The sequence below is a fragment of the Agrilactobacillus fermenti genome (genome assembly GCF_047943045.1).
In the GTDB taxonomy this organism is placed as follows: Bacteria; Bacillota; Bacilli; order Lactobacillales; family Lactobacillaceae; genus Agrilactobacillus; species Agrilactobacillus fermenti.
Window position 1 is genome coordinate 835,899 of the sequence record NZ_CP181347.1, and the last position, 20,589, is coordinate 856,487.

Consider the following 20,589-nt stretch of genomic DNA (forward strand, 5'->3'; position numbering starts at 1 on the left):
TAGCTTTAATTTTGATTTAATTAAATATTTATAAGGTGACGAGAGTGAGACAAAAGGCGCTTAGCACCTGAGCCATTCGTGGTTAGGTGAGGGCGTTGCCTTTTGGAACACATTTAAAATTTAATTATTCGTAAACACATAGTGGCTGAAAACAAAACGTTAGTTTTGTCCCAGCCACGTTTTTATATAAAAAAGCCTTGATTAAGCCTTTTACGTATCCAGCGGTATCCGTTATAATAACGGTAAACTAAGGAGGAATCACTGTGCAAACACAAACTGCAACGGCAACAATTGCTCTGGGAGAGGTATTAGGGGTTCATTTAAAACCGGGTGATGTAATCTTATTAAATGGTGACTTAGGTGCTGGTAAGACGACCTTTACAAAAGGTATTGCCCAGGGCCTTGGTATTCGGCAACCAATCAAGTCACCCACTTTTACATTGATTCGTGAGTATCAGCGGGGGCGGTATCCACTCTATCATATGGATATGTATCGTTTAGAAAGCGGGGGCAGCGCGGATTTGGGCTTAGAAGAGTACTTTAATGGTGATGGGATCGTTGTGGTGGAATGGAGTCAGTATATTCAAAGTGAACTGCCGGCCACATATTTGACCATTGACTTGAAAAAAGATGCGCAAAATGATGCCTTTCGTCAAATTAATTTTACGCCTATCGGATCACACTATGAAAAACTGGTTCAGCAAGTTTTGGCGGCTTATCATCATGAGTGACGGCCAAGAACTAATTATTCGTGAAGCCGTACCTGAAGATGCTGAAGCATTACAAACGTATTTGCATGCTGTTCGGCAGGAATCAGATTTGTTATTGGTGACTGACGAGGATTTGGCTAATGATCGCCAATTACAGGCGCTGGCTTTAGCAGATATTTTTGAAAGTAACAATAATATTTTATTAGTGGCTATTTTGCACGATGAGATTATTGGCATGGTCAGGATCTCAGCTGAAGCGGATGAGCATATCCAACATGTGGGAACTTTAGGCATCTCAGTTCGCAAAGCCTATTGGAATCATCAAATCGGCACAATGTTACTGGGTGATGCCCTAGATTGGGCTCAAGAAACCAATGTTTTAAAACGAATTGAGTTGACCGTTCAAGTGCGAAATGAACGAGCAATCCATGTTTATAAAAAATTTGGTTTCGTTGTGGAAGGCCAATTACAACATGCTTTTTACACAACTACAGCTGGCTATTTAGATGTTTTATTAATGGCGAAATTGTTGGCATGATTGTAGAATAAAACAGCGTGTGACAAGGGGCGTTGCCTTTTGGCACACGTTTAAAATAAAATTGTTCGCAAACAAATAGAGGGTGAAAAACAAAACGTTAGTTTTTCACCCTCTATTTGTTTACTATTAACAACTCATTTTGAATATTTCCACTGTCTAATTTTAAGCTTCAATGCGCTTTAGTATCTTCAGAAAATCATTTACGGTCTTTTGCCAAGAAATATTGTGTAAATATTGGTGACTAGTTGCAACGACCTTAGCAAGTAATTCGGTGTCTTGTGCGGCCGTAAGCAAGGTGTCAGCTAATGCCGTTTCATTGAAATGGGTGGGGAAATAACTGCCCTTTGGTAGAAAATAGGAACCAGTTCCTTCAAGAAAATCGATGAATGGTAATCCAGTGCTCATCATTTCGAAAGGCACCAAGGAGAAATTTGTCATAGAAGGGGCAATACCAAAGTCGCAGCTATTGTACAAGTCAACCATTTCTTTGCGCGTTAATTTACCTAAATTGGTGCCATTGACAAAGCGTGCCGTTTTATTCGTGCCAAAGTACCAAACATCCAAGTGAATGCCCTTTTTAGCCAGTAACTTCTGACAATCCAGCATCGTGATTTGAATGCTGATGGGCGCACGTCTAGGACTTGACCATTTGGTATATACTGCAATCTTTAGTCGTTTCTTGGTTGGGTAGTTAGAAAAATCTCTTGGGGAGAAAGGATAGTTATCCAGATCAACTGGAAAATTGATTTGATCTACTGGCGTTTTATTTTTAGTGTGAACGTTGATCATATGGGCACACCAAGGTCCTAGTGATACCATATGTAGACCAAAATCATAAGTCTTTTTTGCAAGTTGATAGCGATCACCAAAAGGATAGAAATAAGGTTCATAGTCTTGCACAAAGTAAAATTTGTAGCCAGGTTTGTTTTTGATGATATAGGCCGTTTCCCACATAGTAGCAATCCAAATATCTGATTGGTGTGTGTCCAAGTGCGACATATCTAAACAGGTCCCACCAAACTTAGGAAAGTTAAATTCTGCATCGTCAGTCATAGATGCTTGTGATTGCGGAACGTAGCTCAAATAATAAACTTCATAACCGGCTTGTTGTAATAAAGTACCCAAGTGCAACATGGTTGTTTGACCGCCATCATAGGGAATGATGCCAGTGGTGACAAAGGTAATTGATCGGTAATGTGCTTGACGCTTTTGCTTTGCGGGACGGTCATTAAAATATTTTAGGATGGCGTCATAATCGTGAATATCACCTTGCATCACATCTTGCATTGTATCGTTTTCTTTTGCCAATATTTCGCGCTCCCTTTTCATCTTAATGACAAAAAAACAGACTAAAGTGGACAAATACCGCACAAAAGTCAGTTAGAAAACTGGTTTTTGAAAACTAGTAGCACTGTTTAAGCAAGTGACAACAGCGAGCTAGGATACCGTTCACTCTAGCAACGTGTTTTTGAACTACTTTTATTATAATACTTTTATAGATTGATAGCTTATTTTCTGAAAAACTAAGCGATAAGTTTGATAAAAGGCCGTAATTGGTCCGGTCCAAACTGCTGTACTTGATGAATCAAAATTTGGGCGCAAGCAATGCTGTCGGCGAGCGCATTATGATGATGCTGTAATTGAATTTTAAGCGCAGCAGAAACCGTATTTAAACGATGATTCGGAAATTCAGGATATAGTTTGCGACTTGTTTGCAAGGTATCGATAGCTAAATAATGGGGTGGCAAGATCTCAAAACGTTGTAGAGATTGGCGTAAAACATTGATATCAAAGCGGGCGTTATGCGCAGTTACTAAGTGATTCGTGTCAAATAATGGGGCAATATGCGGCCAAACTTCTGCGAAAGTTGGGGCATCTTGAACATCACTTTCATGAATACCATGAATCTGTACGTTACGACGATCAAAATACATTTTAGGATTGATCAATGTGTAAAATGAATCTACAACTTTGTTGGCTCGTACGACCACCAGTGCAATAGAGCAAGCACTTTTGGGGGAACGATTGGCGGTTTCAAAATCCATGGCAATGAAATTCATGGCTAACCTCTTTTCTGTAGTTTAAGATTTTTGTACTAGGTCAGCGATATCAAGTTCGATCGGGCAATGATCGGAACCATAAATATCCGTTAATATTTTGGCATCGTGCAATTTGTCTGTTAAATCATTGGAAGTACAAAAGTAGTCGATACGCCAACCGGCATTGTTTTTGCGGGCATTAAAACGATAACTCCACCAAGAATAAACACCGGTTTGATCGGGATAAAAGTGACGGAAGGTATCCGTAAAACCAGCATTTAGTAAGGCTGTAAACTTGGCACGTTCTTCATCTGTGAAGCCAGCGTTATGGTGATTCGTCTTATCATTTTTTAAATCAATGGCTTCATGAGCTACATTGAGGTCACCACAAAAAATAACAGATTTGTGTTGGCTAAGCTGGTGGACATAATTGCGAAAGGCATCGTCCCAAGTCATACGATAATCTAAACGTTTTAACTCATTTTGTGAATTTGGTGTGTAGCAAGTGATCAGGTAGAAAGTTGGATATTCTAGCGTGATCAAACGGCCTTCATGATCGTGAATATCAATACCTAAGCCATAAGTGACATTTAAGGGTTTGTATTTTGTGAAAATAGCTGTTCCAGAATACCCTTTTTTTTCAGCATAGTTAAAATACTGGTGATAGCCTGGCAAGTCTAACGTAACTTGCCCAGCTTGCATCTTTGTTTCTTGTAGACAAAAAAAGTCCGCATCTAATGTATTAAAAGTAGTCATGAAATCTTTTTTTAGGACTGCTCTTAAGCCGTTAACATTCCAAGAGATTAATTTCATCGTAAGTCCTCCGTTAGTCTAAGTCTAAAAAATATCTGATAACGCTGTTCTGTAAATAGTCTACATGTTTTGGGCCGCCTTGCAAGTGACATGAGTTGACAATCAAAAAATACTGGGTAGATACTGGGAGTTCAGACTATCTATATCAATGTTTTTTTGTTAAAATGGCAACTAGAGTTGTCTCAGAAAATGAACTGTGAACAGGGGCGAAGATAGTGATCGAACAATTGCCTGATTCTGAAATTTTGATCAAATATAATGAACCATTAAGTAAGTACACATTTACAAAAACCGGTGGACCAGCTGATCTATTAGCTTTTCCTAAAAGTGTCACAGAGTTAAAAACTTTATTGCATTTTGCAAAGGTACGACAACTACCGTTAACTTTTATAGGTAATGCTAGCAACTTGATTGTTCAAGATGGTGGGATCCGTGGGTTAACGATTATTACCACGGCCATGACGGCGATCCATGTATATGGTCATTATATTGTTGCACAAGCGGGCGCCCACATTATAGATACCTCAAAAACGGCTCAGCAAGCGAGTTTATCAGGCTTAGAATTTGCTGCTGGTATTCCCGGAAGTGTTGGCGGCGCCATTTTTATGAATGCGGGTGCCTATGGTGGTGAAATTTCAGACGTAGTGGCGGCTTACGATTATTTGGATTCTCAAGGTGAGTTACACACGCTGACCGGTGCGGCAATGGCTTTTCACTACCGACACAGTGCGGTTCAGGAAAATCATGGTATTGTGATTTCAGCTCGGTTTAATTTGATACCAGGTGATCCTGAAGTGATTTTGGCTAAAATGACAGATTTTAATACCAAGCGAGCCACCAAACAACCGCTAGAGTACCCATCTTGCGGCAGTGTCTTTAAACGGCCAAAGGGTTATTTTGTCGGACCGCTGATTCAAAAAGCTGGCTTACAGGGGCGTATTATTGGTGGGGCACAAATATCCACCAAACACGCTGGTTTTATCGTAAACCGTGGGCAAGCAACTGCGACCGACTATATGCAAATGATTCATTTGATTCAAGCAACAGTGCTAAAGAAATTTGGCGTTCGCTTAGAGCCAGAAGTTAGAATTATTGGCGAACCCAAAAAATAAGATAATATGTCAGGGTCGGTAGATAGGTTGATGACCGACTCTTTTATTTTGAAATCAACTGATTGGGGGCAGGACATTGGAAATTATTGAAGCTGTCATTATATTGACAATTTTTGTAGTGATCTCAAATATTATCAGTCATTACCTTGTGGCCATCCCTGTTAGTCTGATTCAAATCATACTAGGTTTGTTGATTGCTTTGATTTTTAAGCTAACGATTCCGCTACGAACCAGCTGGTTTATGCTACTGTTTATTGCACCACTACTATTCAATGACGGGCGTCACTTTCCTAAACGCGAATTGTGGGCGTTGCGGGGGCCGATCGTTGCTAATGCCATTATCCTGGTGTTTTTGACCACATTTTTAGGCGGTTTCTTGATTCATTATCTGATTGCTGACCTACCCTTATCTGCAAGCTTTGCGTTATCTGCGATTCTGTCGCCGACAGACCCAATTGCTGTGCAGTCGATCTCTGAACGGGCAAAATTACCGACTAATATTTTACATTTGGTTAGTGGGGAAAGTTTGATTAATGATGCTAGTGGATTGATTGGTTTTAAGTATGGCATTGCAGCAACAATGACCGGCTTTTTTTCTCTGACGCATGCGACGGGTGATTTTATTTATATCAGTATTGTTGGCGCCTTATTAGGATTGGTCATGATTTTTGGCATTCATTTTTTGCGCGGCTTTTTCTTACGTCAAGGCATCAACGATGTGATTTTACATACGATCATGCAAGTGAGTACGCCCTTTGTGATTTACTTGGTGGCGGAAGAGATTTTTCATGCATCGGGTGTAATCGCGGTTGTAACGGCAGGCATTTTTAATAGTACCCAGCGCAACCTTTATTCAGATTATTATTTAGCTGAATTAAATATCGTCAGTGAGCGGACGTGGGACTTGATTGTCTATATTTTAAATGGGATCGTCTTTTTGATTTTAGGGATCGAATTGCCAGTTGCTTTTGGCGATGTCATTCGTGCTGCTAATGTCGATACAAAATCGGCCATTTTATATGTCTTTGTCACATGGTTTGGTTTATTGATCATTCGGACTTTATGGACTTATGGGTACAGTTTTTTATCCTACTTACGCGATCGGCAAAATAAAAAAGCGCCCCAATGGCGAATTGCTATTTTATCAGGCTTGACAGGGGTTCGCGGGGCTATTACCATGGCTGGTGTTTTATCAGTGCCCGTGGCGTTGACAAATGGGGCAGCTTTTCCAGAGCGGCCTTTGATGCTATTTGTAGCTGGCGGTGTTATATTATTGAGTTTGGTTAGTGCAATTGTCTTTATACCACTGTTTGTGCCTAACGGGCGGCCTTTAAGATTGCGCGGCAGTTTGCCGGATGATGACGCAGATGGTAGTTTGGCTGAAGATACCACTGAAACGGCAGATGATCTACCATTAAAGAAATATACCTCAGCACAGGCACAATTATATATGTATCGGGTTGCCGTCCAGCGTTTAGAATCTGAAAAACATGAAGATAACCAGCGTGCAGCGTTAGACTTGATTGACGAATATCAGATTATGATCCGCCGTGCAGAGTTAGATATTAGTGAGGACGATCAGTTACCGCCACTCTTGGCTGATGAATTGATGCTAAATAAAGTTGGCCTAACTGGTGAATTGCAGACATTGGATCGTTTATGGCATGATAATGAGATTCAAGCACGCGCTTACCAATACTATCGTAAAAATTTAATCCAGCGTCAACGTAATCTGGAAGATATTATTACCGGCAGTTGGCGCATCCGAATCAAGATGATTTTATTTAGGATCCAGGTACGAATCAATCATTTGCTTGCTGAATTAACCTTGCAAAGGAATGATAATCGCACATTTTACAATGAACAGCTATTTATCGAACGTCAAATGGCCAAAGGTGGCTTGAAATATCTATCTTCATTTTTGAAACAAACGGAAAATCGCAAGCATAATTATAACCGCCAAGCTATTTATCAATTGGTGACACGCTATCGGCGGCGTATCGTAAATCTAAAAAGTATTGGTAATCAGCAAACAGAAAGATATGAACACCAATTAGCGCTCTTGCGAACGCACGCGTTGGCAAGCCAGCGGAGTGCGATTCAGGAGATGGTTGAAAAAGGGCTAATTGAAACAAGCGTAGCCGCTAAGCTACGCCAGCAAATCAATTATACGGAAAATGCTATGGTAATGACGAATGATCAAGAAACGGATTTATCTTAAGGAAAAGCAACGATCGTTCGACCCAGTTTTGGTTTTTTGAGAAAATCTTTTAAAACGGGAATCATTTCTTCAAAACCAATTTCGTGAACAGCAACATTGTGTTCGTGATCAGGACGCAGTGCCGTAGCTAATAGTTGCCAAAGTTCAGCGCGGTCATTGTTGGGATAAAAGACAGAATCTACACCGATCAAACTGATATTGCGCAGAATAAATGGTAAGACGTTTGCTTGAAAGGTAGCTTTATCTGCATTGCCATAAGTGACCACTTTACCACCATACTTGATGTACGGCAAAATATGACCAAGTAGATCCCCGCCAATACCATCGATAGCCATCATATAACGGCCTGTTTGTAACGGGTGATCAGTTGCTTGTGTCAGCACTTCAGGCGCAATCACATGAGCAGCACCAAGACTTTTTAAATAATCTTGAGCAGTATCTTGCCGTGTTACGGCCGTTACATTGGTAAACTTCAGCTTACGCAACATGGCTAATAACAGGCCCCCAACACCACCGGTTGCGCCAGTAATCAGGATCGGTACCTGTTTATCGATAGATGCTGGCATTTGTAGGAAGTAGCTTAGAGCAATCGCAGCGGTGACCCCGGCTGTACCAAAAATCATAGCATCACGCATGGTCAAAGGCCGAGGCACTTTGAGAATGTTTTGACTGCTTGTCGTTACAAACTCACTATAACCGCCATCTTCTGTTACGCCAAAGTTGAAGCCAGTTCCAACGACTTTATCACCGGGGAAAAAGCGGGAATCATTGGATTCAATAATCATTCCTGAAAAATCAATTCCGGGTACAATGGGGTAATTCTTGATCACACCACTATTATTATCCAAAGCGAGTGCATCTTTGTGGTTGATGCTTGAGTATTGGACCCGAATTAATACTTCGCCATCTTTACGGACACGGAACTGTTTTGGAACATACTTAGGGATAACTTGACCGTCTTTAATTTGATATTCGAGCGCTTGATAATCAGACATAATAACCTCCAGCAAACTAATTCATAAGTTTATTATAAACGTATTTGTATCAATACACGATAAATAATTTAAAAAGTAATGGTATATCAAGCAAAAAAATTGATGTTGGATTAAAAAAGAAAACTATAATGGTTGGTTAGCTTACCTGTGAAGGGGGACTTTTGTAGGCAATAAAGTTACTTTTGCAAGGAAAACATAAATGATGTATCAGTAATACACAGGGTAAATTGAAAAGCAGTTTTATACTAGGAATCATTAACTAAAAAAATAAAATAATGGGGCGGCAAGCATGCAATCACCAGAAACAATTCTTGAATTACAACATATTTATAAGTCTTTTGATGATTTTGTGGCACTTGATGATATTAATATCAAACTTGATCAAGGTAAATTTTATTCTTTTTTGGGACCGTCTGGATCCGGCAAGACAACGGTCTTGAGAATTGTGGCGGGGTTGATTTTAGCAGATCGAGGTAAAGTATTATTTGATGGGCAAGATATTTCGAAATTACCAGCCGAAAAACGAAAGGTTAACACCGTCTTTCAGAATTATGCTTTGTTTCCACATTTAAATGTTTTTGATAATGTGGCTTTTGGTCTAAGACTTAAAAGAATGCCTCAAGATGAACTCCAAGAAAGGGTCATGCAAGCTCTAAAGACAATTCAATTAAATGGCTATGAAGATCGGATGATTTCAGAGTTATCTGGGGGACAACAACAGCGTGTCGCTATTGCTCGTGCAATCGTTAATGAACCGCGCTTGTTGTTATTGGATGAATCGTTATCAGCTCTAGATCAAAAATTACGACAGCAGATGCAGTATGAACTGCGCTCGTTACAACAACGATTGGGCATTACTTTCTTGTTTGTGACTCATGACCAAGAGGAAGCATTAGCTATGAGTGATGAAATTATTGTTATGAATGAAGGTAGAATTCAACAAAGTGGGACACCAGTTGATATCTATGATGAACCAATCAATCATTTCGTAGCTAATTTCATTGGCGAGAGTAATATTGTGCCGGGAACGATGATCCGCGATTATGAAGTTGAATTTGTTGGCAAACGTTTCGAATGTGCTGATGCAGGTATGCGTGATCATGAACCGGTTGAGGTTGTTTTACGGCCAGAAGATATTACAGTCACAACGCCAAATCAGGGCAAATTAGTCGTTTCCGTTGATTCTCAGCTATTTCGTGGCGATCATTTTGAGATTACATCTCACGATGAAGATGGCAACGAATGGCTGATTCATGCGACAAACTCGATTGAAGATAGGGATAAAGTTGGCTTGAGTTTTTCACCAAATGCGCTGCATGTCATGCGGTTTGGTGAAAAAGAAGCTGATTTCGATCGGCGCTTAAGTGAATATGAGGGGGACGAATCATGACGCGTACAAGTCGTTTGAGTTATTTTTCGTTGTATTTACTGTGGATTTTATTCTTTGTGATCACGCCAGTTGCTTTGATTGTTTATCAGTCATTTTTTAACTTAAATCATCAGTTTACTTTGCAAAATTACCGGGATTATCTCAGTTCCAGTGTTTATTTAAGAATGACTTTGAATTCTTTTATTTTTGCATTTCTGATTACACTCCTTACTTTGCTGATCAGTTATCCGGCAGCTTATTACTTGACACGATTAAAACATCGGCAACTGTGGATCTTATTAATTATTCTACCGACTTGGATCAACCTGCTGTTAAAAGCTTATGCCTTTATTGGTATCTTTTCTCAGGCCGGGTCGGTTAATCATTTCTTAACTTTTATAGGTATTGGTCCCCAGCAAATATTATTCACAAATACCAGTTTTGTACTGGTTGCTGCCTATATTCAAATTCCATTTATGATTTTACCAATTTATAATTCGCTGGTGGATATTGATCCGGCAATTATCAATGCCAGTCATGATTTAGGGGCTAACAACGTCCAAACCTTGTGGCGCGTCATCATACCCATGAGTGCAAACGGCGTGCGGTCTGGTGTGCAGTCGGTCTTTATTCCTTCCCTCTCGTTATTTATGATTACGAGACTGATTGGTGGTAATCGCGTGATTACGTTAGGGACCGCTATTGAAGAACATTTTTTGACGACAATGAATTGGGGCATGGGTTCTACGATTGGGGTCGTGTTGATTATAATCATGTTTATAACGATGATGTTAACGGCCAGTCGCCGTAAAGGGGGTGTGAAACGATGACTGAAAAACATACTTGGATCGGTAAATTATATTTAGCCTTTGCTTTTGCAATTTTATATACGCCAATTTTTTATCTGGTTTTTTATTCCTTTAATTCTGGTAAAAACATGTCTGGTTTTAAGGGCTTTACTTGGAGTCATTATCAAACATTATTTGCAGATTCACGGTTGATCATCATCGTTTTGCAGACCTTTTTGGTTGCGATTCTGTCAGCTCTGATTGCTACTATTGTTGGTTCTCTGGGCGCGCTTGGCATTTATCAAGTCCGCAGACGACACACACGAAATTTACTATTATCGCTGAATAATATTTTAATGGTTTCCCCCGATGTTATTATTGGTGCCAGCTTTTTGATTCTATTCACAGCGATGGGTATCGCCTTAGGTTTTGGTTCAGTTTTGGCAAGTCATATTGCCTTTTCGATTCCAATTGTGGTGTTGCTAGTTTTACCGCGTTTACAGGAAATGGATTACGCAATGATCGATGCTGCCCGAGATTTAGGCGCAAATAGCTGGCAGATATTAAGCCGAGTGATTTTGCCGTTTATTTTACCAAGTGTTTTTTCTGGGTACTTTATGGCGTTCACCTACTCATTAGATGATTTTGCTGTGACCTTCTTTGTAACTGGGAATGGTTTTGCAACGCTGTCGGTTGAGATTTATTCTCGGGCGCGTCAAGGCATTAATTTGGAAATCAATGCCTTATCAGCTTTGATGTTTTTATTCTCAATTATTTTAATTGTTGGTTATTATTTATTAAATCAGTATACACAGTCCCGGCGACAGAGACGGCAAAAGGATGGGGTGTATCTTAAATGAAACGATTCGGAATTTTTGCAGTCATTATCGTTTTGATCAGTGGTTTTCTTGGATTGGGTATCAAATCCTTGAATCAAGCTTCTGGTCAGGGAAATGCGGATAAAACGTTGACGATTTTTAACTGGGGAGATTATATTGATCCACAGTTGATCACTAAATTTGAACATGAAACTGGCTACCAAGTGAAGTATGAAACTTTTGACAGTAATGAGGCAATGTTTACTAAGATCCAACAAGGCGGAACAGCCTATGACATTGCCGTTCCTAGTGATTACATGATTGAGAAGATGCGTAAGGCACACTTGTTAGTTCCATTAAGTAAGCAAAAAATCGTTGGCCTATCTAACATCGAACCAGAATTTCTTGATCAAAGTTTTGACCAGCATAATCAATATTCAGTGCCTTATTTTTGGGGGACACTGGGGATTATTTATAATGATAGATATGTAAAAGCCAGTGAAATGCAGCATTGGCGTGATTTATGGCAACCTAAATGGCGCAATAGTATCATGCTGGTAGATAGTGCTCGAGATATTATGGGACTTGCTCTAGTTAAGGATGGGGCTTCCATGAACAGCACGAATCAGGTGCAGCTTCAAAAAGCAGCCACCGATCTTGATCAACTCGCACCAAATGTGAAAGCAGTCGTTGCCGATGAAATTAAAATGTATATGAGCGATAATGAAGCACCCTTAGCGGTCACTTGGTCTGGAGAGGCAGCAGAAATGCTGGCTAATAACAGTCACCTGCACTATGTGGTCCCTTCAGAAGGTAGTAATTTATGGTTTGATAATATTGTCATTCCCAGGACAGTTAAGCATAAAAAAGCTGCCTATGCCTTTATTAATTTTATGCTGCAACCTAAAAATGCGGCACAAAATGCTGAATACATTGGCTATGCCACTCCAAATCGCTTAGCAAAACGTTTGTTGCCAAAAGCAATTCGTGAAGACAAACAGTTCTATCCTGATCAACAAACAGTGCGTAATCTGCAGGTCTATCAAGATTTAGGGCCAACGTGGGTACAGCGGTATAATGATCTATTTTTAGAGTTCAAGATGCATAAATAACAATTACTCAACTTTTGTTAGCCGATTAAAGCACCAAATACTCAAATAGATCAAATTCATGATAACCCAAAGAATTGCAATAAAAGCCAGACTTTCTGGATGCCACATATGTAAAATTGGCGTTATGACTCGGCTTGGATCTAGCAAATAGACAGTATGAATACGTAAAAAACGACCAATGTAGATACCAATTGCTGTTAACAGTAGTGTTAATTCTAATAAAAAAGGATAATAATGGGTTTTACCGTGAAAGAAGCGCTGATTCACTTGGATCAGCGTATTTTTCATTGTTGCAAAACCTAGAATTGTTGAGACGATAGCACTAGTTACTAGGTAGGCAAAGTAAAGCCAGAGGTGCGTATTGGCGCGCATTAACATGGTGGTTTGATTATAAGGGTGTAATAGTGAAAGATGAAAAAGATCGGTCAATAGGTAGGGCGTATTGGGATAAAAAAGCAGCCAAATTAGTAACAATAGTAGATAGATCAAATTTGATTTGATTTGTTGGTCACTTAGGTGAAACGCAATTTCAATGGGAATATAAGCTAAGAGTGTGTTTAAAAAAATAAATTCAAACGGATTTTTGATACCTACAAAAGCAAAAGCTAAGAAGAAAATGTAGGCAAAACGAATGAACCAACGAATTTGAGATTTATTCATGGGAATGACTCCAATTATTAATTATTTAATGAATGACGATGGCTGCCTAGAACTAAATTCAAAATAAATTTAGTTTTAGCACAAAAGAACATCGTTTTGCATTCTATTGTACCAGTATTCAAGCCTATATGTCAGCTGAACGTGTGACATCATCGGTGGCTAAGGATTGATAAAAACCATAATAGGTATTAGATTTATTATTCAAGCTGTTTGTGGTTGGGTAAAAAATTTTTTATTTTTTGTAATCTGTACGCACTAAGAATGTTCGTCGTTATATAGCTAGTTAACATAAAATACCGCTTTTGTTCAGCCACTACTGAATGGGAACGTTCAACAAGAAGTAGCTTTCATGTTATAATAATGCGGACGATTTTTTTAGGAGGCAAAGCATGTCGATCGATTGGGCCAATATTTGGACGTTACAAAACTTTATGAATGTCATCGATATCGCCGTTGTTTGGTATTTTATTTATAAATTGATCATGTTGATCAAGGGCACCAAAGCGGTTCAATTGATGAAGGGTATTGCAGTGATCATTGCAATCAAATTGATCAGTTGGTTTTTGAATTTGCAGACTGTTTCTTACATCATGGACCAAGTGATCAATTGGGGCGTGTTGGCGCTAGTCGTGATATTTCAACCTGAAATACGTCGAGGCTTGGAGCATCTCGGGCGCAGTTCTTTATTTCGACGGAATAGTCAAGAAATTAATCAAGAAACAAAGTCGCTTATTGCTGGCTTGGATAAAGCAATACAATATATGTCTAAGCGACGTATTGGGGCATTGATCACGATGCAAATGTCTACGGGGTTAGAAGACTACATAGAGACGGGCATACCCTTGGATGCTGATGTCACCGGGGCGTTACTGATTAATATTTTTATTCCTAATACCCCGCTGCATGATGGGGCTGTGATTATTCGTGATGGTAAGATTGCCGTTGCCGCGGCGTATCTACCTCTATCAGAAAGTAGTACGATTCCCAAAGAATTGGGGACCCGGCATCGGGCAGCTGTAGGGATCAGTGAAGTGACAGATGCTTTGACAATTGTTGTTTCTGAGGAGACTGGCGGGGTGACCATTACCAAAAACAGCGAGTTGCTACGTGACCTTACCCGAGAAGATTATTTAAAATACTTAAATACACAACTGATTCCCAAAGAACCACAAAAAAATGGTCTAAAGACGTTTTTCGATGGCTTTTTTAAGAAGGGGGCCTGATCGTGAATAAACTCTTTACAAAAACTTGGGTTTATAAAGTGCTGTCATTGTTGTTTGCATTAGGCCTTTTTACGTATGTTAATTTGGGGAAGCTATCAACTACACGAAGTTCTTCAGATGGTAATAAGGAAGTGTTGGCAACCAAGAAACAGACAGTTAGTATGCCTTTAGAGTTGCAAACGGACTCCGACAAGTACTTTATTACGGGCTATCCAGAAAAAGTCAGCGTGCAATTGGAAGGGCCAAGTGCACTGGTGACGACGACGGCTAATACACAAAATTTTAAAGTAATGGCTGATTTACGTCGATTAGGTATTGGGCGACATCGAGTGGAATTGAAGCAGCAGGGTCTAAATAATGACATTACTTATAAGATTAAACCGAAATATATTACGATCAATATTCAGGCAAAAGCCACGCAAGTATTTCCAATTCAAGTTCAATTTAATAAAAACAGTATTGCCGATGGCTATAGAGTTGGTGAGCCGAAGCTGAGTCAAGAGACGGTACAAGCAACGGGCTCTAAAGCGGATATTGAGCGGGTCCACCAAGTAGTCGCAAACGTAGGGGTTAGTAATGAACACAAGACCAATATTGATCAAGAAGTACTATTGCAGGCCCTAGATAGTTCTGGTAAGACGATTAATGTAGTTTTAGAGCCGCAAACCGTGCATGTGAATATTCCCGTTTATTTACCAAGCAAGAAAGTAACCTTAAATTTTAATCAGGTAGGGAATGCTGATAAGTCGTTAAAATATGAATTTACGTCAGATACTCGGCAAGTAACCGTCAGCGGGACTCAGGCAACACTAGATAAAATTAAAAATTTATCGGTTCCCGTAGATGTCTCGGGTATTTCTCAAACAACGAATAAAGATGTAAAAATCGATCTTAAAGGCACTGGATTACAGGATGTTGATCCGCAAACGATTCGAGTAAGCATCAAAGTAACTAAGTCTACCAATGAGGAAGCAGCGGCTACGGCTTCTAGTGAAGGGGCGACTGTGAATCAAGCGCGTACGTCACAGTATCCTGCATCGCAAGGTTCTACCGGTTCAAGCACTGCTGCAACGAGTAGTGCACAATCTAGTAGTCATTCTGAAAGTAGTTCGAGTTCAAGTCAGTCGAGTGTATCGACTGAAACAAGTTCATCCTAGTTTGAAATAGAAACTGAATTAAGTGTAAAATTTAGAAGATAAATTATGAACAGTTGAGAGGTAAAAACATGACAAAGTATTTTGGAACTGACGGTGTACGTGGTGTCGCAAATAAAGGTCTGAAACCAGAAATGGCATTTAAGTTAGGCCGTGCCGGAGGCTATGTCTTAACCGAGCATCATGAAGATGAACGAAAACGGCCACGTGTACTGGTGGCAACTGATACACGTATTTCTGGACCTATGCTTAAAGATGCGTTAATTTCTGGTTTATTGTCTGTTGGCATTGAGGTGTTGGATCTCGGTGTGATTACAACGCCAGCAGTCGCTTACTTGATTCGTGTACAAGATGCAGATGCTGGTATCATGATTTCAGCGTCCCATAATCCGGCTGAAGATAATGGTATTAAGTTCTTTGGGTCAGATGGGTATAAATTATCTGATGAAACAGAAGAAGAGATAGAACACTATATTGATGCACCTGCAGATGAATTACCAAGACCATCAGCCGAAGGGTTAGGTTATGTTGAAGACTATCCCGAAGGTTCCCTGAAATATTTGCAATTTTTAGCTCAAACATTACCTGATGATTTATCCGGATTAAATATTGTTTTGGATGCGGCGAACGGTTCTACTTCTAATTTAGTCAGCAAGTTATTTGCCGACGTTGAAACAGAATTCGATACGATTGCTACCAATCCAGATGGACTCAATATCAATAAAGGGGTTGGGTCAACGCATCCTGAACAACTTGCTAAAACGGTTGTTGAAAAAGGAGCAGTTGCCGGACTTGCTTTTGATGGTGATGGTGATCGCTGTATTGCGGTTGATGAACTTGGCAATATTGTCGATGGCGATAAGATCATGTTCATTTTAGGTAAATATTTCAGTGAACGCGGTCGACTCAAACAAGATACGATCGTAACCACAGTCATGAGTAATATTGGCTTGTATAAAGCGATGGAAGCTAATGGCTTAAAATCAGTCCAGACCGACGTTGGTGACCGTTATGTTGTTGAAGAAATGCGCAAGGATGGCTATAACCTTGGCGGTGAACAATCCGGGCATATTATTTTATTAGATTATCATAATACTGGTGACGGTATGTTGACTGGCCTGCAGTTGCTAAATGTTATGAAGCAAACTGGTAAGAAGTTATCCGAGTTAGCTGATGAAGTGCACACTTATCCGCAAAAATTAGTTAATGTGAAAGTTAAAGATAAGAAAAATTGGAAACAGTATCCCGAAATTACTGAATCTATTGATACGGTTGAGAAAGAAATGGCGGGAGATGGCCGTATTTTAGTTCGGCCAAGCGGCACGGAGCCTCTATTACGGGTTATGGGTGAAGCAGCGACCCAAGAAAAAGTAAGCACGTATGTTGATCAAATCGCTGAAGTTGTCAAAAATGTTATGGGCATAGATGAGAGTGGCATAAAAGGCGTTTAGCGGCTGAGTCTTAACAAGAATTACGAAAAATGGTGGACTTTCCATTTGAGTAATTCATCGTTGAGTGAGGGCGTTGCCTTTTGGAACATGTTTAAGATACAATCATTCGTGAAATAAACAGGGGCCAGAACAAAGTTAATATTTTGTTCTGGCCCCTGTTTGCGATTAAAGACAGTCGATTCTCGATGATCCTTACTATTGAATAAAGTACTTTTAATTTGATTGATAATAACTGACAATTAATTGTTTATAAATATCAATACTCGTGAGATAGTCGCTAGTAGTAACGTATTCATCAACTTGATGTGCCGTATTGTTACCAGGACCGAAAATGGCAAAGGGAAAATGATGGTCTTCCTGAAAAATTGCTGCATCCGTAATTGGGGCACCAGTCACTAATACACCAGACCAGCCCTGTGCTTGTACAATAGCTTGCAGTGTTTTTAAAAACGGCTGATTGGCATCAGTTTTGACAGCATTGATAGTTGAATCCACCCGGACCTTAATTTGATGATTTGGCTTCGCATTAACGTGCGTAGCTGCTTTTTGTAAGGCGGCTGCAATTTTTTCGTTGGGGACACTGGCGACTGTACGAATATTACCACGCAGCTTGGCAATGCCTGGAATAGTGTTAATTTGTTCACCGCCATGGATCAAAGTTACATTAGCAGTTGTATAACCCAAATCAGGGTCCTTTTGAGTTAGAAGGGGTGCCAGTTCAATTTGCTGTTGGTTATAATAATCCAGTAAATTTTGAATGGCGTTAATACCGAGTTGAGGCATAGCACCGTGGGCAGTTTTACCGATAGATTCAGCAGTAAAATCAATAATGCCCTTGTGTGCAAACCAAATATCATGGTTGGTAGGTTCACCAATAATCATTGCTCTTACTGGCTTTAGATAACCGACCTTAGTAAGCTGGCGCGCACCATAGTTATCAATCTCCTCACCTACCGTAAAAATTAGTCTTAAAGGATAGTGAAAATCTGTGGTTAATAATTCTTTAGCAGCCATAGTCATAGCCGCAACGCCAGCTTTCATATCAGTGGCACCACGGCCATAAATTCGATCCTGATCGATTTCGGCACTGAAGGGCTGATGCCGCCATTGTGTGGTATCACCAGTTGCGACGACGTCTAAATGACCGCTCAATGCTAAGGTTGGTTTATCACCGTTAGGATTATTAAGATCAATGATTAGATTATTGCGGCCTGGAGCATATTCAACAAAGGTAGCAGAAATCGTTTTATCCGTTAGAAAATTTGCTAGAACTGTCGCCACTTGACCTTCGTTTTGAGCAATTGTGGGGATTTTTAAAATTTCTATTAATAAATTGATACGTTTTTCTTGCGGTGTCATGAACCTTCGCTCCTTTTTAACTTAGTTTAAGCAAGAAGACAATGAAAATGCAAGCTTCAGCCAAAATATAACTGTATACCAATTAGGGAAAATTATATATACCAATTTAAAATTTCCTTGACATTCATTTTGCTTATGGGTTATCATATCTCTTGTTTCCAGAAAGTATAAAAATGGATAGGAGGGACTATACCAATTTACAAAAGGATAGCGCCTGGTCCGTGAAACGGATGACGAGGAATGAGCTTATCGAAAGATTCGGCGGGTGGCTCAAGGGATCGCACTCTACAGATCAACACAAAAACAGGCTGTGAAGTTTGAACAGAAAGTTGATCAGCGACTGGAAATGTAATTGAAATTAAGAATTCACTATAAACGATGAATAGGGATGTATAACATATGTGTGGAATTGTTGGCGTAATTGGTAAAAAAGATACAACCGAAATTTTATTAAAAGGTTTAGAGAAATTGGAATATCGCGGTTATGATTCTGCTGGCATTTATGTAAATGATCAAGCAGGACATGATTACCTTGTCAAAGAAAAAGGTAAGATTTCTCAACTTGAAAGTGCGGTTGGTCCTGAAGTTCAAGGGATGATGGGTATCGGTCATACACGCTGGGCAACGCATGGCGCACCAAGTGATGTTAATGCCCATCCACATGTTTCTCAAAGCGGCCGGTTTTATTTAGTTCATAATGGCGTTATCAACAATTACCAAGAAATTAAAGAACAGTATTTAAAGGGCGTTAACCTTGTAAGTTCTACGGATACCGAAGTTGCCGTTCAATTGATCGGTGTTCTAGTTGAAGACGGTGGCTTAGATACTGAGAGTGCTTTCCGGAAGGCACTGAGTATCATTGATGGTTCATATGCATTTTTATTAGTTGATCGTGAAGAGCCTGATAAATTATTTGTCGCAAAGAATAAGAGTCCGTTATTAGTTGGTGTTGGTGATGGTTTCAATGTCGTTTGCTCGGATGCATTAGCTATGGTTGCTCAAACCAAAGATTTTGTTGAATTGCATGATGGTGAGATGGTCATCGTTACCAAGGACAAGATTCAACTTATGGATGAACAGGGCAATGAAGTAACGCGGAAACCTTACCATGTTAACTTAGATCCATCTGATATTTCTAAAGGGACTTACCCATACTACATGCTTAAAGAAATTGATGAACAACCAGCTGTTTTACGCCGCTTAGTACAAGAATATATCAATGAGGACGGGACTTTTAACTTTGATCCAAAATTGATCGATGCGCTTAAAGAAGCTGATCGCTTGTACATTGTAGCCGCTGGAACAAGTTATCATGCGGGGTTGGTTGGGAAACCAATTATTGAGCAGATTGCACAAATACCTGTTGAAGTAGAGTTGGCTTCTGAATTTGGCTACCATATGCCGTTGCTTTCTAAGAAACCATTCTTTATTTACTTATCCCAGAGTGGTGAGACAGCAGATAGTCGCCAAGTATTGGTTGAAACAAACAAACGCGGTTTCCCAAGTTTGACTTTGACTAACGTTGAAGCCTCGACTCTATCGCGTGAAGCTGATTTTACACTGCTATTAAAAGCTGGCCCTGAGATAGCTGTTGCTTCAACTAAAGCTTATACAGCTCAAATCACTGTTGAAACTATTTTAGCTCAAGCACTAGCTGTTGCTAAGGGATTGCCTTCAGCAAATGACTTAGATGTTAAGCATCAATTAGGCTTGGCTGCTAATGGTATCCAAACAATTGTCGATAGCAAGGATGATATCGAACAATTGGCGCATGAATTCTTTGCCAATACACGCAATGCTTTCTATATTGGCCGTGGCATTGATTATTGGGCTAGTCTAGAAGCTGCATTAAAACTCAAAGAGGTTTCATATATTCAAGCTGAAGGTTTTGCAGCGGGTGAATTAAAACATGGGACGATTTCTCTAATTGAAGAAGGCACGCCAGTTGCGGCCATTATTACTGATAAAGAAACAGCCTCTCATACCCGTGGTAATGTTCAAGAGGTACAGGCACGCGGCGCGAAAACTTTAAAAATTGTAAGTGAAGATCTAGCTCAAGCCGGTGATCAAATTATTATCCCAACACTTGAAACGGTTTTATCACCACTCGTTAGTATCGTACCAACACAATTGCTAGCTTATTACGCTACTTTACAACGAGGTTATAACGTGGATCAGCCAAGAAACCTTGCCAAAAGTGTAACTGTGGAATAGACACATTTGAACG

General features: G+C 39.8%; 18 protein-coding genes. 12 read left to right on the plus strand and 6 right to left on the minus strand.

Going from position 1 to position 20,589, the window contains the following annotated elements; translation table 11 throughout:
- The first annotated feature begins 257 nt into the window (after positions 1-257).
- The gene (gene tsaE / locus ACNAN0_RS04100) at positions 258-731 is read left to right on the plus strand and encodes a tRNA (adenosine(37)-N6)-threonylcarbamoyltransferase complex ATPase subunit type 1 TsaE (protein WP_416354168.1); all 474 of its coding nucleotides are present in this window, start codon (positions 258-260) and stop codon (positions 729-731) included.
- Entirely contained in the window at positions 724-1,248 is a 525-nt protein-coding gene (locus tag ACNAN0_RS04105; protein ID WP_230914740.1) for a GNAT family N-acetyltransferase, read from the plus strand. Before tsaE ends, ACNAN0_RS04105 begins: the two co-directional genes overlap by 8 nt.
- Positions 1,249-1,410: 162 nt before the next feature.
- On the opposite strand, the gene ACNAN0_RS04110 is transcribed toward ACNAN0_RS04105, so the two are convergent.
- The 3 genes from ACNAN0_RS04110 to ACNAN0_RS04120 form a co-directional block, all read right to left on the minus strand.
- Positions 1,411-2,556, minus strand: coding sequence for a glycosyltransferase family 1 protein (locus ACNAN0_RS04110; RefSeq protein WP_407929190.1), 1,146 nt, complete (start codon positions 2,554-2,556; stop codon positions 1,411-1,413).
- 215 nt (positions 2,557-2,771) lie between these two features.
- A complete protein-coding gene (locus tag ACNAN0_RS04115) occupies positions 2,772-3,308 on the minus strand; it encodes a 3'-5' exonuclease (protein WP_230913556.1) in 537 nt (178 codons plus the stop codon).
- 21 nt (positions 3,309-3,329) lie between these two features.
- A complete protein-coding gene (locus ACNAN0_RS04120) occupies positions 3,330-4,100 on the minus strand; it encodes an exodeoxyribonuclease III (RefSeq protein ID WP_230913555.1) in 771 nt (256 codons plus the stop codon).
- 215 nt (positions 4,101-4,315) lie between these two features.
- Here ACNAN0_RS04120 and murB point away from each other — a divergent pair, with 215 nt between their 5' ends.
- Both murB and ACNAN0_RS04130 read left to right on the plus strand, forming a co-directional pair.
- The gene (murB, locus tag ACNAN0_RS04125) at positions 4,316-5,212 is read left to right on the plus strand and encodes a UDP-N-acetylmuramate dehydrogenase (RefSeq protein WP_330166079.1); all 897 of its coding nucleotides are present in this window, start codon (positions 4,316-4,318) and stop codon (positions 5,210-5,212) included.
- Positions 5,213-5,288: 76 nt separating this feature from the next.
- Complete coding sequence (locus ACNAN0_RS04130; RefSeq protein WP_230913554.1) at positions 5,289-7,433, plus strand: cation:proton antiporter; 2,145 nt, start codon at positions 5,289-5,291, stop codon at positions 7,431-7,433.
- On the opposite strand, the gene ACNAN0_RS04135 is transcribed toward ACNAN0_RS04130, so the two are convergent.
- Entirely contained in the window at positions 7,430-8,428 is a 999-nt protein-coding gene (locus ACNAN0_RS04135; protein WP_230913553.1) for a YhdH/YhfP family quinone oxidoreductase, read from the minus strand. The genes ACNAN0_RS04130 and ACNAN0_RS04135 overlap by 4 nt on opposite strands.
- A 289-nt stretch (positions 8,429-8,717) precedes the next feature.
- Here ACNAN0_RS04135 and ACNAN0_RS04140 point away from each other — a divergent pair, with 289 nt between their 5' ends.
- Genes ACNAN0_RS04140 through ACNAN0_RS04155 form a run of 4 tightly spaced genes read left to right on the plus strand, consistent with a single transcriptional unit; the run spans position 8,718 to position 12,515 of the window.
- Positions 8,718-9,818 carry an ABC transporter ATP-binding protein gene (locus tag ACNAN0_RS04140; RefSeq protein ID WP_416353949.1) on the plus strand — a complete coding sequence of 367 codons (1,101 nt, stop codon included), beginning with the start codon at positions 8,718-8,720 and terminating at the stop codon, positions 9,816-9,818.
- Complete coding sequence (locus ACNAN0_RS04145; protein WP_416353950.1) at positions 9,815-10,627, plus strand: ABC transporter permease; 813 nt, start codon at positions 9,815-9,817, stop codon at positions 10,625-10,627. Before ACNAN0_RS04140 ends, ACNAN0_RS04145 begins: the two co-directional genes overlap by 4 nt.
- Positions 10,624-11,445 carry an ABC transporter permease gene (locus ACNAN0_RS04150; protein ID WP_416353951.1) on the plus strand — a complete coding sequence of 274 codons (822 nt, stop codon included), beginning with the start codon at positions 10,624-10,626 and terminating at the stop codon, positions 11,443-11,445. The genes ACNAN0_RS04145 and ACNAN0_RS04150 overlap by 4 nt, the downstream gene beginning before the upstream one ends.
- Positions 11,442-12,515 (plus strand): ABC transporter substrate-binding protein, encoded by a 1,074-nt coding sequence (locus ACNAN0_RS04155; RefSeq protein WP_416353952.1) that lies wholly within the window; start codon positions 11,442-11,444, stop codon positions 12,513-12,515. Before ACNAN0_RS04150 ends, ACNAN0_RS04155 begins: the two co-directional genes overlap by 4 nt.
- Positions 12,516-12,518: 3 nt before the next feature.
- On the opposite strand, the gene ACNAN0_RS04160 is transcribed toward ACNAN0_RS04155, so the two are convergent.
- Positions 12,519-13,175 (minus strand): DUF1361 domain-containing protein, encoded by a 657-nt coding sequence (locus tag ACNAN0_RS04160; RefSeq protein ID WP_416353953.1) that lies wholly within the window; start codon positions 13,173-13,175, stop codon positions 12,519-12,521.
- 389 nt (positions 13,176-13,564) lie between these two features.
- Between ACNAN0_RS04160 and cdaA the strand changes: the two genes are divergently transcribed.
- From cdaA to glmM, 3 genes are all read left to right on the plus strand, one after another.
- Complete coding sequence (gene cdaA, locus ACNAN0_RS04165) at positions 13,565-14,398, plus strand: diadenylate cyclase CdaA (protein WP_230913547.1); 834 nt, start codon at positions 13,565-13,567, stop codon at positions 14,396-14,398.
- Positions 14,399-14,400: 2 nt separating this feature from the next.
- A complete protein-coding gene (locus tag ACNAN0_RS04170) occupies positions 14,401-15,555 on the plus strand; it encodes a YbbR-like domain-containing protein (RefSeq protein WP_230913546.1) in 1,155 nt (384 codons plus the stop codon).
- A 68-nt stretch (positions 15,556-15,623) separates the two neighbouring features.
- Positions 15,624-17,003 carry a phosphoglucosamine mutase gene (glmM, locus tag ACNAN0_RS04175; RefSeq protein WP_416353954.1) on the plus strand — a complete coding sequence of 460 codons (1,380 nt, stop codon included), beginning with the start codon at positions 15,624-15,626 and terminating at the stop codon, positions 17,001-17,003.
- Between the two features lie 213 nt (positions 17,004-17,216).
- On the opposite strand, the gene ACNAN0_RS04180 is transcribed toward glmM, so the two are convergent.
- Entirely contained in the window at positions 17,217-18,362 is a 1,146-nt protein-coding gene (locus tag ACNAN0_RS04180; protein WP_416353955.1) for an ArgE/DapE family deacylase, read from the minus strand.
- A 399-nt stretch (positions 18,363-18,761) separates the two neighbouring features.
- Here ACNAN0_RS04180 and glmS point away from each other — a divergent pair, with 399 nt between their 5' ends.
- Complete coding sequence (gene glmS / locus ACNAN0_RS04185) at positions 18,762-20,576, plus strand: glutamine--fructose-6-phosphate transaminase (isomerizing) (protein ID WP_230913543.1); 1,815 nt, start codon at positions 18,762-18,764, stop codon at positions 20,574-20,576.
- Positions 20,577-20,589 lie beyond the last annotated feature (13 nt).